This window comes from Mycobacterium lacus (assembly GCF_010731535.1).
Classification (GTDB): domain Bacteria; phylum Actinomycetota; class Actinomycetes; order Mycobacteriales; family Mycobacteriaceae; genus Mycobacterium; species Mycobacterium lacus.
The window spans coordinates 254,694-269,785 of sequence record NZ_AP022581.1; the positions used below are offsets into that span (position 1 = coordinate 254,694).

The 15,092-nt window shown below is 65.6% G+C and carries 14 protein-coding genes; 12 read left to right on the plus strand and 2 right to left on the minus strand.

Annotation, left to right across the window (positions count from 1 at the left end; translation table 11 throughout):
• Positions 1 to 142: 142 nt before the first annotated feature.
• Positions 143 to 1,753: a multicopper oxidase family protein gene (locus tag G6N24_RS01215; protein ID WP_085156044.1), complete on the minus strand. Its 1,611-nt coding sequence runs from the start codon at positions 1,751 to 1,753 to the stop codon at positions 143 to 145.
• Positions 1,754 to 1,903: 150 nt separating this feature from the next.
• Between G6N24_RS01215 and lpqS the strand changes: the two genes are divergently transcribed.
• From lpqS to G6N24_RS01240, 5 genes are all read left to right on the plus strand, one after another.
• Positions 1,904 to 2,287, plus strand: a complete 384-nt coding sequence (gene lpqS / locus G6N24_RS01220) for a putative copper homeostasis (lipo)protein LpqS (protein ID WP_275996314.1) — start codon at positions 1,904 to 1,906, stop codon at positions 2,285 to 2,287.
• A gap of 152 nt (positions 2,288 to 2,439) precedes the next feature.
• Positions 2,440 to 3,639 carry a PLP-dependent cysteine synthase family protein gene (locus tag G6N24_RS01225; RefSeq protein WP_139822168.1) on the plus strand — a complete coding sequence of 400 codons (1,200 nt, stop codon included), beginning with the start codon at positions 2,440 to 2,442 and terminating at the stop codon, positions 3,637 to 3,639.
• 68 nt (positions 3,640 to 3,707) lie between these two features.
• Positions 3,708 to 4,730: an ornithine cyclodeaminase gene (locus tag G6N24_RS01230; protein WP_163745384.1), complete on the plus strand. Its 1,023-nt coding sequence runs from the start codon at positions 3,708 to 3,710 to the stop codon at positions 4,728 to 4,730.
• Positions 4,731 to 4,810: 80 nt separating this feature from the next.
• Positions 4,811 to 6,094: an alanine racemase gene (locus G6N24_RS01235; protein ID WP_085156086.1), complete on the plus strand. Its 1,284-nt coding sequence runs from the start codon at positions 4,811 to 4,813 to the stop codon at positions 6,092 to 6,094.
• Between the two features lie 5 nt (positions 6,095 to 6,099).
• Positions 6,100 to 7,500: an MATE family efflux transporter gene (locus G6N24_RS01240; protein ID WP_232070664.1), complete on the plus strand. Its 1,401-nt coding sequence runs from the start codon at positions 6,100 to 6,102 to the stop codon at positions 7,498 to 7,500.
• Here the strand turns inward: G6N24_RS01240 and G6N24_RS01245 are convergent.
• Positions 7,483 to 8,250, minus strand: a complete 768-nt coding sequence (locus tag G6N24_RS01245; RefSeq protein ID WP_085156032.1) for an SDR family oxidoreductase — start codon at positions 8,248 to 8,250, stop codon at positions 7,483 to 7,485. The two genes, G6N24_RS01240 and G6N24_RS01245, sit on opposite strands and share 18 nt — an antisense overlap.
• Before the next feature lie 132 nt (positions 8,251 to 8,382).
• On the opposite strand from G6N24_RS01245, the gene G6N24_RS01250 reads away from it, so the two are divergent.
• From G6N24_RS01250 to G6N24_RS01280, 7 genes are all read left to right on the plus strand, one after another.
• Positions 8,383 to 9,189: an SDR family NAD(P)-dependent oxidoreductase gene (locus tag G6N24_RS01250; protein ID WP_085156029.1), complete on the plus strand. Its 807-nt coding sequence runs from the start codon at positions 8,383 to 8,385 to the stop codon at positions 9,187 to 9,189.
• 268 nt (positions 9,190 to 9,457) lie between these two features.
• Positions 9,458 to 10,114, plus strand: a complete 657-nt coding sequence (locus tag G6N24_RS01255; RefSeq protein WP_085156026.1) for a TetR/AcrR family transcriptional regulator — start codon at positions 9,458 to 9,460, stop codon at positions 10,112 to 10,114.
• Positions 10,115 to 10,125: 11 nt separating this feature from the next.
• A complete protein-coding gene (locus G6N24_RS01260) occupies positions 10,126 to 10,320 on the plus strand; it encodes a ferredoxin (protein WP_085156083.1) in 195 nt (64 codons plus the stop codon).
• A 2-nt stretch (positions 10,321 to 10,322) separates the two neighbouring features.
• The gene (locus G6N24_RS01265; protein WP_085156079.1) at positions 10,323 to 11,555 is read left to right on the plus strand and encodes a cytochrome P450; all 1,233 of its coding nucleotides are present in this window, start codon (positions 10,323 to 10,325) and stop codon (positions 11,553 to 11,555) included.
• Positions 11,556 to 11,704: 149 nt separating this feature from the next.
• On the plus strand, positions 11,705 to 12,766 hold the full coding sequence (locus G6N24_RS01270) for an amidohydrolase family protein (RefSeq protein ID WP_179963486.1): 1,062 nt from the start codon (positions 11,705 to 11,707) through the stop codon (positions 12,764 to 12,766).
• 38 nt (positions 12,767 to 12,804) lie between these two features.
• Positions 12,805 to 13,974 carry a M24 family metallopeptidase gene (locus G6N24_RS01275; protein WP_085156073.1) on the plus strand — a complete coding sequence of 390 codons (1,170 nt, stop codon included), beginning with the start codon at positions 12,805 to 12,807 and terminating at the stop codon, positions 13,972 to 13,974.
• A complete protein-coding gene (locus tag G6N24_RS01280; RefSeq protein ID WP_085156023.1) occupies positions 13,964 to 15,091 on the plus strand; it encodes a M24 family metallopeptidase in 1,128 nt (375 codons plus the stop codon). The genes G6N24_RS01275 and G6N24_RS01280 overlap by 11 nt, the downstream gene beginning before the upstream one ends.
• Position 15,092 lies beyond the last annotated feature (1 nt).

The window sequence follows — 15,092 nt, forward strand, 5'->3', positions numbered from 1 at the left end:
GGGGGCTCCACATGGACACCTCCCACGCAGGCAGCGCCAACGAGCAACTATCGCGGAAGGGAGCAAGAAGAAACTTCCAACCCATCAACCCACGGATAGGTCAGGAGCACCCGAAATTGGGGGCTTTTACGTCTTCTCGGCGTCAAAAGACATACTCGAGGCGGGTCATCATGCCGGCTTCGAGGTGGTAGGTGTTGTGACAATGCATCACCCACACGCCAGGGTTGTCGGCGAACAGCACGGCGCGCAGTTTTTGCTTTGGCAGCACGATGACGGTGTCCTTCCGGGGACCAGGAGTGCCGTCAGCCCTGATCAGCTGAAAGGTGTGCCCGTGCAGGTGGATTGGGTGGTACATCATGGTGGTGTTGTCGAACATCAGGGTCGGCCGCTGGCCTTGGCGCACGTGCAGCGGATTGGTCTTGCTGTAGGGCTCGCCGTTGATCATCCAGTCGTATTTCGCCATATTGCCGCCTAGGACGACCGGGAGCTCGAGGTTGGGTTCTGGCCGACCCAAGTTGACAGCCGTTGTAGCGGTGAACATTTCGACCGTTCCCACCCGCTTGGTCAGCTCGGTCGGGCGAAATTGGGGGTCCGGCGCGGCGCCGGCGCCGGTGGAAAGCAACGCGCGCGCCAGCGCGTTCTTGCCTTCCGCGACCGCGACCAAAGGGAATACGCCGTCGGCCGCGGTGACGATGACGTCGTAGCGTTCGGCCATGCCGATTAGCAGGGCGTCGACCTGGGTGGGAATCACCGGGTAACCGTCGGTGTGCGTGACGGTCATCGAATGACCGGCCAGAGCGACGCGAAACGCGGTGTCGGAACCGGCGTTGATGATCCGAATCCTGATTCGCTGGCCCGGTTTTGCGTTGAAGGTCGTCGCGGCCGTGGGAATTCGCCCGTTGACCAGATAGTAGGGGTAGGAAATGTCGCCGGCGTCGCCGCCCAGCAGGTCGCTGGCGCCGACCTCGCCGGGCATACCGGGCATCGTGCTCGCCGAGGTCGTCGTGGTTGTCGGGCTAGTCGAAGTTGTCTCGGACGTGCCGGACGTCGTCGGGGTGGTCGTCGTTGCCGTGGTCGTCGTGGTAGTCGTCGTGCTCGGCTTGTTCGGATTGGTCAGTTCGTTGTAGAGCTGTTGCGGTGTCTTGCCGACGCCATCCGTCCAATCATCTAGGACGACAATCCATTCGGCGTCGTAGCTGATGTGCTCGGTCGGATTGTCGATGATTACCGGCAGATACAGCCCCTTGTCGCCGTCGAGGCCGGTGTGTGGATGGGCCCAGTAGGTGCCCGCGTCCTGGACGGAGAACCGATACGTGAACTCCTGACTGGCACCGATGTTCGGGGTGGCAGGCTCGGCCCCGTCCATGTCGTTGCGCAGTGTGATGCCATGCCAATGGATCGACGTCGGATGGTCGAGCTGGTTTTTGACCGTGACCACCAGCTCATCGCCGACGGTGGCCCGAATCAGCTGGCCGGGAATCGTGTTGCCGTAGGCCAGCGTGCGGACGATCGGCCCACCCAGGTCGATCTCTATCTGTTGGGGGGACACGTTGACAGTCACGGTGCGCCCGCTGTGCGGCCGGGCGGCCTCGGCGGCGGCGATGGCGGCGGACATTTGGGCCGCCGGTGTCGGGGCCTTGGATTGGCTGCAGGCGACCAACGCGAACCCGCCGGCGATCCCGGCAGCGATGAAGCCGCGCCTGCTCAACTGCACCCCTTCGCTGGAGATACCGCTCGTTGGCAGCACCGGCATTGACCGCGCCTCCTAAAGTTGTCGATTTGTCCCGGCGTTTTACACCCTGCTCAGGTAAACGACATATTGCAACTGATGCCCGCCGATGCTTTACACCATACCCGTATAGGGTATACAGTGAGCGGCGTGAAGGGCCGGCACGTGGACTGGATGCGATCCCCGATGATCACGCTTGCCCTTGCATGGGTAGGCGTTGCCATATTCGCTCAATGCTGGCTTCCGCAACCCCACGCTCATACGGTTCATCCGGACCATCCGCTGGTGACGTCGCTGGGGGCTGAGTTTGCGGTCAGCAGCGACCACGCGCACCTTTCCGACAACTCGACACCCGCCTGCCCCGAGCAGTTCGCCACCGCGGTGCTACCCCGGCCCGTCGACCCATTGTTCGCGTCGTTCACCGTTGCGGTGGCCGCGGGCCTCGTGGGCGTGCTCACCTACCTCGTCGTGCCGGCCGGGCGCGGTCCGCCCGCGGGTGTGGTTGTCGCTCGCCCCGGTCAACACCTGTTGACCCGGTTCTGCCTCGCTCGTCGCTGACTGGTCAGCGCCAGACCGTGGCCATTCGCCACGGCCGGTGCCGGCTGACCCACGTCAATTGCCGCGCATGAGCTCGCGGCCTCGATGCAGAATCGGCGACCAAAATGAACAACAACTTTCCCACCGGCGGCGGCAACCCGAACAACCCGAGGATGCTCGTTCCCGGCCGGTCACATTTCCCCTGGGTCAGGCCGAGGCCGACCCGGGACCGGTATCGCGCGGTCCCTGAGGGCTATCACCTCACTCCCGGGCGAAATCGCCAACCGGGCACCATGGTCGGCAACACCCCGGCGCTGTGGATACCCGAGCTGTCCGGGGCCTCGGGCGCCGTTGGGGCCGCCGATCGTGGATTTTGGGCCAAGCTCGAAGGATTCAACCCCGGCGGCAGCATGAAAGACCGCCCGGCCATGCACATGGTCGAGCTGGCTCGGGCGCGTGGTGAGTTGCGTCCCGGGGCGCGCATCGTCGAGTCCACCAGCGGCAGCCTGGGGTTAGGTCTGGCACTGGCCGGCCAAGCATACGGGCATCCGGTCACGGTGGTCACCGATACCGGCATGGAGCCGATCATTCGACATCTGCTGGCCGCCTATGGCGCCGACGTCGATCTGGTCACCGAGCCGCACCCGGTCGGCGGGTGGCAGCAGGCACGCACAGACCGGGTCGCGGCGCTGCTGGCCGCCGACCCGGACGCCTGGAACCCCGACCAATACAACAACCCCGACAATGTGGCGGGCTATCAGTCGCTGGCCTTGGAGTTGCGCGATCAGCTCGACAAGGTCGACGTGTTGGTGTGCTCGGTGGGCACCGGCGGGCATTCGGCGGGGGTGGCGCGGGTTTTGCGCCAGTTCAACCCTGCGATGAATCTGATCGGGGTCGACACGATCGGGTCGACGATTTTCGGCCAGCCCGCCGCGAGCCGGTTGATGCGTGGGCTGGGGTCGAGCATCTATCCGGGCAACATCGACTACGACGCCTTCGACGAGGTGCATTGGGTGGCACCGGCGGACGCCGTGTGGGCGTGTCGTGCGTTGGCGGGCCGCCAGTTCGCCAGCGGCGGCTGGAGCGTGGGGGCGGTCGCGCTGGTCGCCGGTTGGGCCGCGCGCACCCTCGCGTCCGATATCACCATTGCCGCGGTGTTTCCCGACGGGCCGCAACGCTACTTCGACACCATCTACAACGACGACTACTGCCGCCGACACGACCTGCTGGACTGGACACCCGCCGCGGAACCCGCGGTGATCGCCGACCCCGGCGAACAGGTCGTCAACTCCTGGACCCGATGCGCCACCGTCGTCGACCCGGCACTGAAAAGGCGGCGGCCGATCGCGGACGCGGTGAAAATCCCGGCATAAGTGCGCGTTGCGAAAACCCAATCCATTAGCGCCGCTGCGCTAGGAACAGTAGAGGATGGAACACACAAATGGTCTCGCCAGCAACAACCAGCCAACCGGTACAACAGATCCTGGGCCGTGAGGGAATGTCGCTGCGCGTGCTGACGCGCAGCGACATCGCCGACATCCCCATCGCTGCTAGCGACGTGATCGAGGCTGTGCGGGGGGCCTACCTGCGAGTGGCTGACGGTTCGTCTCGCGCCCCGGCGAAAATCATGATGCGTTCCCCGCACCGCGATTCGGTTGCCTATGCCATGCCCGGCTACGACGGCGGGTTACAAATGACAGCGTTTAAAGATTATTACATGCAAAATGACGAAGGGAAGAAAGAATACATCACCATCACCCTGTACGACGATAAGGCCGGTGTGCCGATAGCGTTTATGGATTGTTTTCGGGTGACCGCGCTGCGAACCGCCGCCAGCACTGCCTTGATCGCGGGCTCATGCGCGCCCACCGGGGCGCGCACCGCGTTGGTGACCGGTTCAGGTGCGCAAGCCCGCTACACCTTTCCATTCCTGCTGACTGCACTGCCCAACTTGGGTCAGCTGCTCCTGTTCGGCACACATCCCGACGGCATCGCCGCCGTCCGCGCCTATCTGCGCGACCAGCACCCAGACCGCGATATCGAGCTCGTCTCCGATCCCGAAAAAGCCGCCAGCGCAGCGGATGTGCTCGTCGCTACCTCGGCCGGCCCTGCCGCCGAAGTCAAGTTCCGCACGAGCTGGCTCAAACCGGGGGCTTTGTTCGTTTCGGTGAATGGGACCGGGGTGCACCCCTCGTCGCTGCGCGACGCCGACTATGCGGTCGCGACGAGCGCGGGCCAGCTGGCGGTGACCGGTACCCGCTTCGCCGATGAGGACGGTTCCTTGAACCTAGACGCCGAACTTCCCGACATCCTCGCCGGGAATGCACCGGGGAGGCGAGCCGAGGATGACCGGGTCTTCGTTTTCAACAGCGGCATGGCCATCACCGACATCCCGGTGGCCCACGCGCTGGCCGCGCAAGCGATAGCGCTTGGGCGTGGGCAGGAGATAAAGCTGTGGAGCTAGCGCAGAATCCGTTGTCGTTGGGAGCGATTGAGCCGAGCTGGTTTCGTCGAGTCATCACCGACCGCTCGCTGTTGGCGGATATGGCTCACGCGGCAGGAGGGCCATTTCACGTGGTGTTTGCGCCACGGTTCGCCCGAAACCTGCGGGCCTTTACCGACGTCATCGCTTCGGCCGGGGTGGCGGGGCAAGTGTTTTTTGCCAAGAAGGCGAACAAGGCGGGATGTTGGCTGCGGGTCTGCGCCCAGGCCGGTGCCGGCGTCGACGCGGCCAGCGCCCCGGAATTGGTTCATGCGCTTGGCTGCGGTGTGCGTGGTCGCGACATCGTGGTCACCGGGCCCGCCAAGAGCGAGCATCTGCTGTGGCTGGCCGTCCGCCACGGTTGCTTGATCGCCGTCGATGCTTTGGACGAGCTCGATAGGCTGCTCGCGCTGGCCGGCGGCGATGAGAGGGTACGCATCCTGCTGCGAGTGCTTCCGGATATCAACCCGCACAGCCGATTTGGTTTGGATTCGGATGAGTTGGACGCCGCCCTGCAGCGATGCGTGCAGCAGCCGTCCCGGGTGTCGATGGAAGGATTTTCGTTCCACCTCAACGGATATGAGGTCAAACCACGGGCGCAGCTGGCGGCCCAATTGATTGACCGCCTCGTCCACGCGCGAGCACTGGGACTCGCGGCGACGTCGATTTCCATCGGCGGCGGGTTCGCGGTGAGCTATCTCGACGCCGAGACCTGGGCCCGATTCTTGCGCGAGAGCAACGAAACGGACTTCCACGCCGGAAAGACGTTCACCCACTTCTATCCCTATCATCAGGCGCCGACGGGGGCCGACATGTTGGCCGCGATCCTTGCCCACGAGGACGTCTGCGGTGAAGGCACAGTCGGCGACAAGTTCGCCAGGACCGGAACCAAGTTGCTGCTTGAACCCGGGCGGGCGTTGCTTGACGGGGCGGGGTGCACGGTCTTTCCCGTCCAGGGGTTCAAGCGGCGAGGCGACTACGGGATCGTCACCGTCGCCGGGTTGAGCATGAGCCTGTCCGAGCAATGGAAGTCCAGCGAGTTCCTCCCCGACCCGACGCTGTGGCCAGAAATGAGCTCCGACGACCACGAGCCGACAGGAGCGCTCCGATGCTGCGTTGGTGGGGCGAGCTGCCTGGAATACGACATGCTGACCTGGCGCAAAGTCGCGCTGCCACGGGCGCCTCGCCATGGCGACTTGCTCATCTACCCCAACACCGCCGGCTACCAGATGGATAAGAACGAATCCGAGTTCCATGGTCTTCCGCTGCCGCCGAAACTCGAGGTAACCCTTGACGATCAGGGCCGGTTTCGTTGGCGGCACGACAACAGCGGTGATCGACCGTGAGCCACGTGCCCGTGAGTGCAGTTCGTAAGGCGCGTCTTGGTCCGCTGGTGCGGACCAGTCGCCAACTCACCGCTCTGGCGGCACCGATCGCCGGGGTGCAATTCGCCCAAGTGGCTTTGACCACGACCGATTTGGCTGTGATGGGACTGATCGGTGTGCAGGCCATCGCCGCCGGTGGACTGGCCGCGGTCTTGTACAACTTGATGCGCACCATGAGCGTGGGGGTGGTGACCGTGGTGGGAAACCTGGTTGCCGGTGCGGCCGGTCAGGGTGAGGCACGCTCCGGAGGCGACGGCCCAGACGCTGCGGCAAGCGCGCATATACGCCAGATCACGCGATCGGCTTTCCTGGTGGCCACCGTTACGGCCGCGCTCCTGGGAGCCGCGCTGATTGGGTTGGGCTACATGTTGCCATTCTTCGGGCTGGACCGGGGCGTGCTGGCACTCGCACGACCAATGATGATCGCTTTGGCTCCCGGTCTGTTGCCGATGGTATGGCTAAATGTATTGCGCCAGTTCTCGGTTGGCATGCGCCGCCCGGGTCCGCTGTTGGCCGTCAGCATCGCGTCCATCGCCGTGAACGCCGCGCTGGACCTGGTGTTCGTTTACGGTCTGCTGGGCATCCCGCGGCTGGGGCTGGCGGGAATCGGGCTGGCAACAACGCTGGTGCAGCTGCTCACCGTTGCCGCGTTCTACCTTATGCTGCGCCGTGATGATCGGCTCGCTCCACTATTGTCGGTCGACGGCTGGAATGCCGACCCTGGTATGGCCCGCAGCATCGTACGATTGGGCGTTCCCATTTCCTTGATGTACGGCTCAGAGGCCGGGATCACCTCCCTGGCCGCCGTGGTGATGGGGGCCTTCGGCCCAATCGTGCTGGCGGCACACAATGTGGTGACTCAACTGACCCGCATCGCGTTCCAAATGAGCATCGGCCTGTCGCACGGGTCGTCAATCCTCATTAGCCGTTCGATCGGCAAGGGTGATAACGGGCAGGCCGAGCGGGTAGCCGTGGTGGCGCTCGTGCAGGGTGCGATCACCACAGTCGCACTTGGGGTGCTCTACATAGTGGCGCCGGCCTGGGTGTTGCGGCCATTCCTGGACTTCGCCGACTCGGCAACCATTGTGCTGGCCAAGGTTTTCCTACTCTTCGCGATCGCCCAGCAAATCGTGGATTTCACACAGAACATCGCCGTGGGATTGCTTCGCGGCATCGGAAACACCACGGCGGGACTGCGAGCAACCTCAGCCGGATATTGGTTGGTCGGCCTGCCCGCCATGTTGTTGCTCGCTTTCCCGGCGCACCTGCACGGGGCCGGAGTGTGGATTGGGCTGAGCACGGGGTTCGCCGTGGCAGCGGCGTTGCTACTGCGCCGGTTCCGCCACGACTTACCGCAAGCGATCTGAGGTCCGAGAGGCCACCACGTCGCTCAAGCTGGTGGGGTAGACGGTCACGTCCTCGCCGTCGACGGGAACGATGCTGTGGTCGTCGAGCATCGCACCGAAATAGCGGGCGGTGGGGTCGGTCACCACCTGGCGTGGATCGCCGTATGCGGCAAGGGCCGTCCGGATGAGGTCGTCCATGCCGAACTTGTCCGGGCCGGCGATGTTGGTAATCCCGTTGAGTGGCTGGCCCACGGTCGCCCGGGTGACGGCGGTGGCGACGTCCTCGGCGGCAATGGGCTGGATCGCCGCGTGCGGCAGGCGGACCGTGTCGCCGTCGGTGGCCGAATCGGCGCTGCCCTTGACGAACTCGAGGAACTGGGTCGCCCGCACGATGGAATATGGCGCCTCCGACTCCTCGATCAGTTTTTCTTGAGCCGCTTTGGCCCGCAGGTAGCCACTTTCCGGCACCCGGTCGGTGCCCACGATCGACAGCGCGACGTGGTGCTGCACACCGGCGGCCCGCTCCGCCGCGAGGAGGTTCTTGGTCGAGGTGGTGAAGAAGTGCATCACGTCGTCGTCGGCGAAGGACGGCGAGTTGGACACGTCCACAACCGTGTGGACACCGGCAACGGCTTCGGCGAGACCTTCGCCGGTCACGGTGTTGACCCCCGATCTCGGCGAACCCGGGACCGCCTCGTGGCCCAACTTGATGAGCTTGGCGACAACCCGCGAGCCGATGAGTCCGCTACCGCCGATGACGAGGACCTTCATGAGCGAGCCTTTCAAGTTTCTCGATGAACCTGGCGAATCCAGCATCGCCTCGATTCGTGCTGCTGGGAACACCTGAGCCTTCTTTAAATCAACTGCTTGACTTAACCCTCGCAGCGCGAATTAACTCGTCGTATGGTCAACGAACTAGCCGGCAAGGTCGTCATCGTCACCGGCGGTGCCTCGGGCATCGGTCGCGGCACGGTGGAGCGGTTTGCGGCTGAGGGCGCGCGGGTCGTCATCGCCGATGTCCAAGAAGACCTCGGTGCCGACCTGGCGGACTCGCTGGGCCCCGGGGCTCTCTTCCGCCGGACCGACGTCTCCGACCCCGACCAGGTTGGTGCGCTAGTCGCGACGGCTGTCGCGAGGTTCGGCGGTCTGCACGTCATGGTGAACAACGCCGGTGTTGCCGGAACCATGCACCGCCGATTCCTCGACGATGATCTGGCCGACTTCGACCGCGTCATGGCGGTCAACGTCCTGGGCGTGATGGCGGGTACCCGAGATGCCGCTCGGCACATGGCAGATAGCGGCGGGGGATCGATCATCAACATCACCTCGATCGGCGGTATCCAGGCCGGCGCCGGCGTGATGGCCTACCGCGCGTCAAAGGCGGCGGTGATCCATTTCACCAAGTGTGCGGCAATTGAGTTGGCGCATTATGAGATTCGGGTGAACGCCATCGCGCCGGGTAACATCCGCACGCCGCTGTTGGCGTCGTCGGCGGCGAACATGGATCCAGAGGAAATCGAGCGGTATGAGGCGGCGATCCGCGAGACGATGCGGGCCGACCGGCCCCTGAAGCGTGAGGGCACACCCGGGGACATCGCCGAGGCGGCACTGTATTTCGCCAGCGAGCGATCGCGATACGTCACCGGGACCGTGCTGCCGGTGGACGGGGGGACGGTCGCGGGCAAGGCGATTCGTTCGCACCGAACGTGAACTGGCGGCGAAGTCCCCGCCTTTCGCGCTGTGTTCACGTTCGGCGATGCTCACCGGCCGCGCAGGTGCCTGAACACCCAACTTCTCACATTCGACGAAATCAACGCCGCCGGAGACCTCACCCAACCCAAACGCATCGTCACCGACGCCCTTCACCGCAACGGGCTCTGAACCACGGACCCCCAGCCCGAGCGCCCGTCCCAACGCTCGGTTCTTCGAATTAAAGCAAGCGCTTGACTTAATCCGGGGCTAGCGGTTGACTAGCGGCATGACCACAGTGGGCCGGGCCGTGCGCAGCGAGCGGGCCAGCTCCACCCAAGAGGCGATCCTGGCGGCGGCCGAGCGGTTGTTCGCCGAGCACGGTGTGTTCGCAGTGTCCAACAGGCAGGTCAGCGAGGCCGCCGGCCAAGGCAACAACGCCGCGGTGGGCTATCACTTCGGCACCAAGGCCGACCTGGTGCGCGCGATCGAGGAGAAGCATCGGGGACCGGTGGAACGGCTGCGCGAGCAAATGGTGGCTCAGCTCGACGAGTCCGCCCACATGCGGGACTGGGTGGCATGCCTGGTGCGCCCGCTCACCGATCATCTCGAGGCGCTTGGCAACCCCACGTGGTACGCCCGCTTCGCCGCCCAGGCGATGACCGATCCCGCCTACTACCACATCATCGTCAAGGGCGCACTCAGTTCGCCATCGCTCGTTCAGGTTGTTGACGGCATCGACCGCTGCCTGCCCGACCTGCCGGCCGAGGTGCGCTACGAGCGCAACATCATGGCGCGCAACCTGTTGATGCACACCTGCGCGGATCGGGAACGTGCGCTCGCCGCGGGCACGTCAACGCACCAATCGTCATGGCGGGCTGCGGCATCCGGCCTCATCGACGCGATTGTCGGCCTGTGGCTGGCGCCCGTGACCCCGTACGAGTGAAGAGACCATGGATGAAAGTGTTTGTCGACCAAGGTATTTGCGCCTCATCGGGAAATTGCGTCAGGACTGCTCCCGGGGTTTTCGACCAGCGCGACGAGGACGGCGTCGTCGTCCTGCGCGACGCGAACCCCCCCGCCGAGCAAGCCGAGGCTGCCCGCCGGGCGGCCGCTGCGTGCCCGGCTCTGGCAATCCGCATCGAGGAATGACCGTGTCCGACGCACTGGCAACTACGACGAGCGACATCCCTGAGTACCCGATGGCCAGGCGGCCCGGCTGCCCCTTCGCCCCGCCTCCGGACGTGATGGCGCTTGCCGAACGCAAGCCGCTCAGTAGGGTCCGCATCTGGGACGGCAGCACGCCCTGGCTCGTCACTGGCTACGAGCAATGCCGGGAGCTGTTCTCCGACTCCCGCGTCAGCGTCGACGATCGGCTCCCCGGCTTCCCGCACTGGAACGCGGGCATGTTGTCGACCGTGCACAGCCGTCCGCGATCCGTCTTCACCTCCGACGGCGAGGAGCACACCCGGTTCCGCCGGATGCTGTCGAAGCCGTTCACCTTTAGGCGGGTGGAAGGCCTGCGTTCGACCATCCAGCAGATCACCGACGACCACATCGATGCGATGCTGGCCGGGCCGCGGCCGGCCGACCTCGTCGAAAAACTGGCCCTGCCGGTGCCGTCGCTGGTGATCAGCCAGCTGCTCGGGGTTCCTTACGAGGACGCCGAGATGTTCCAGCGCCACGCCAACGTCGGGCTCGCGCGCTTTGCGACCGGTCAGGACACCGTCAATGGCGCCATGAGCCTGCACAAATACTTGGCTGCGCTGGTCGAGGCCAAGATGGACACTCCCGGAGAAGACGCGGTTTCCGATCTGGCCGAACGGGTCAACGCCGGCGAGCTCAGCGTGAAGGAGGCCGCGCAGTTAGGGACCGGCCTGCTGATCGCCGGGCATGAGACCACCGCGAACATGATCGGCCTCGGTGTGCTTGTCCTGCTGGAAAATCCGGACCAGGCGGCCGTTGTCCGCGATGCCGACGACCCCAGGATTGTCGCCAATGCGGTCGAGGAACTGCTGCGCTACCTCAGCATCATCCAGAACGGCCAGCGGCGCGTCGCTCTCGAGGACATCGAGATCGCCGGGGAGCGCATCCGCGCCGGCGAAGGCATCATCATCGATCTGGCCCTGGCGAACTGGGATGCGCTCGCCTTCGCGGAGCCGGATCGGTTGTACCTGCACCGCTCGGGGGCCGACCGCAACGTCGCCTTCGGCTACGGCCGGCATCAGTGCGTGGGCCAGCAGTTGGCCCGTGCCGAATTGCAGATCGTCTACCGCACGCTGTTGCGCCGGGTGCCCACGCTGGCGCTGGCGGTCGGAGTCAGCGACATCCCGTTCAAACATGACCGGCTGGCCTACGGCGTCTACGAGCTGCCGGTGACCTGGTGAACACTCTCGAAACTGCCGATCCGAATGGAGGGGCAACCGTGGCTACGTCGACCGGCACCGTCTCGCTCTACCCGCCCGAAGGCTTTGGCGCGCCGAAGGATCGCCGAGGGCATGCCGGCGGCGTCGAGCTGGGCCTGCCGGAAGGGACCGTGGTTTTCTCGGCGGACAACCACATTTCCCTGGCCGACGACATCTTCTACGAGCGCTTCCCGGACGATCTCAAGGACAAGGCGCCGCGGATCTGGTACGAGGAAGGCGCCTATCAAGTGGGGCGCAAGGGACAGTCGTTCCTGCCGGGCGATTTCAGTGCGGTGCTGATGCAGTACGACGATCTGCCCGGCGCCGCGAGCAGCAACATCGAGGCCCGGATCCAGGAGTTGCACGACGACGGCGTCGACAAAGAACTGGCCTTCCCCAACGCGATCCTGGCCCTCTTCCACTACCCGGACAAGAAGCTTCGCGAACTCGCCTTCCGCGTCTACAACGAGTACATCGCGGACCTGCAAGAGCGCTCGGGTGGGCACTTCTACGGTGCCGGGCTGATCAACTGGTGGGATCCGCAGGGCACGAGGCGAACGCTGGACGAGCTGAAGTCGCTGGGGCTCAAGACGTTTCTGATGCCGCTGAACCCGGGCAAGGACGACGACGGCAACCCCATCGACTACGCGGGCACGGCCATGAGCGCGGTTTGGGAGGAGATCGAGGCCTCCGGTGTTCCCCTCGCGCACCATATCGGCGAGACCCCGCCGAAGAGCCCGTGCGAGTTCAACAGCGTCGTCGTCGGCATGATGATCAACATCGACGGATTCCGGGAGACGTTCTCCAAGTACATCTTTGGCGGCATCCTCGACCGGCACCCGGGGCTGCGCATCGGCTGGTTCGAGGGCGGGATCTCCTGGGTTCCGTGGGCGCTGCAGGACGCCGAGCACCTGGTGGCGTCGTATCGGCACATGTTCAACCGACCGCTCGAGCACGACGTGCGCTACTACTGGGACAAGCACATGAGCGCGTCGTTCATGGTCGATCCGCTGGGCCTGGAGTTGATCGACCGGATCGGGGTCGACAGGGTCATGTGGTCGTCGGACTATCCGCACAACGAAAGCACCTACGGTTATTCCGAGAGGTCGCTGGCGGCGGTGGTCGATGCGGTGGGGCCGGCGGACGCGGCGCGGATCGTCAGCGGCAACATCACGGAATTCCTTGGATTGTGACAACGTTGGTGATTCCCCAAACGCCTGACCTGGCGCGCATGCGCCGCGAGACCGGCACCCGGCTGCGTGCGGCGATGGCCGGACAAGGCGTCGACGCGATGATCCTGCTGGGCAACAACGCCGTGGTCTACGCGACCGGCACCAGTTGGCCGCTGGGCGACGCCGGGCTGTCCTACGTCGAGCGGCCGGTGGCCGTGGTGCTCGCCGATGACGAATGGCCACATCTGTTTCGGCCGTTTCGGGAGGGCGCCTCGCTGGAGTCGGAGCTGCCGGCCGACCACCTGCACGGCCCGGTCTATCTCGAATTCGACGAAGGGGTACAGGATTTCGCGCGCCTGCTGGCAGACCTTCTCCCGGCAGGGGCAGTGGTCGCGGTCGACGAGTGCACCGGCGCCATGTCGCGCGCTAAGCGGCTGCTGTTCCCCGGCGCTCCTCCCGCCGACGCGGCCGCCATTGTCGGCGCGGCGAAGGTGATCAAGACCGCCGACGAATTGGCCTGCCTGCGCACGGCCATCCGGATCACCGACGAGGCGATGGTCGAAGTCCACAAGGCGCTGGCCCCCGGTATCCGGCAGATCGACCTGTCGGCGCGCTTCGTGCGCCGGGCCTTCGAATTGGGGGCCACCGCTGCCATGTTGGAGCCGATCTGGCAGGTGATGCCGCCGAGCCGGGCCGAGGGCGTGTGGACAACCCACGGGGACCTGGCCCTGCCGCTGCTGACCACCGAGCGCGAACTCGCCGAAGGCGACGTGCTGTGGACCGACGTGAGCATCACCTACCGCGGGTACTGCTCGGACTTCGGGCGGACCTGGATCGTCGGCCGCGATCCGGCGCCGCGCCAGCAGGCCCAGTTCGACCGGTGGCAGGGGATCATGACCGCGGTGCTGGACGTGACCCGGGCCGGGGCCACCGCCGCCGACTTGGGCCGGGCCGCAATCGCGGCCAACGGCGGCAGCCGGCCCTGGCTGCCCCACTTCTACCTGGGCCACGGCATCGGGGTAAACGCCGCCGAAATGCCGATGATCGGAACCGATCTCGGCGACGAGTTCGACGAGCAATTCGTCCTGCGACCGGGGATGGTGTTGGTCCTCGAGCCGGTGGTGTGGGAAGACGGCACCGGCGGCTACCGCAGCGAGGAGGTCTTTGTGATCACCGAGGAAGGCTGGACGCGATTGACCGACTACCCATATGACCCCTATGGCAACTGAGGTCCTGCCCGACGATCGCGCTCTGCGATTGGGGCGCCGGCAACGGGCGCTGCGGCAGATGGCGGCGCACGACCTTGACGTCCTGGTCCTGGGTCGCCAGGCCAACGTCCGTTATGTCTCCGGCACTCCGCAGCTGTGGATCGCCGGGACCCGGCCGTTCGGGCCGGCCTGTGTGCTGGTCCGCGCGACCGGCGTCGTTCACTTGCTGAGCACTTGGGACGAAGGCGTTCCCGACGATATCCCGCACGAGAACCTGTACGGAATCTCGTGGAATCCGGCGAACACCATCTCGGTGCTGCAACGTATCGAGGGTGCGGCCACCGCCAAGCGGGTCGGAACCGACGCGCTGTCACCGGTTTTCGCCGACCTAATGCCCAAGGCGTTTCCCAATGCCGAGTTGGTCGACGGGGAGCTGGCCATGCGGGCCGCCCGGCGCATCAAGACGGATGAGGAGGTGGTCGCGTTGCGGGAAGCGATCGCAGTGGCCGAATCGGGCTTGGCCGCCGCGGTTTCCGAGCTGCGGCCCGGCGTCAGCGAACAGACGCTGGCCGGTGTCTTGCTGGAGGCCTTGGCGGCCGGCGGGGTGAGCACCCCGTCGAATCAGGATGTTGCGTGGGTGACGTCGCGCGATCATCCGTGGCGGCGGGTCAACGGGGATGGCCGGGTGCGGGCCGGTGATTTGGTGGCCCTTTCCGCCGGGGTGCTCGCCGGCGGCTACATCGGTGAGGTGGGCCGGACCTGGCCCGCGGATCTCGCCAGTGGCGCCATTGGTGCCATGAGCCTCTATGGGCGCTGGGACAGCTTGTGGGACAGGCTGATAGCCGCATGCCGACCCGGCGCCCAGGCCGCCGAGTTGCTGGCCGCGTACCGGCACGCGGGGGAGCCGGCGCCGCCGATGCCGGTGGCCCGCGGTCTGGGCATGGGCTTCGACCCGCCCGTCGTCTCGCAGCACCTGCCCGCGACCGTGGGCGAAGAGCGATTGGAGCCGGGCATGGTTCTGGCCGTGACGGGTTACGTATGGGAATCGGGAATCGGGGCGGTGTTTGGACGCGAGGCGGTCCTGATCACCGACGGCGGTTCCGAGGTGCTGACGTCCAGCCCGTTCTGGTGCGCATAGC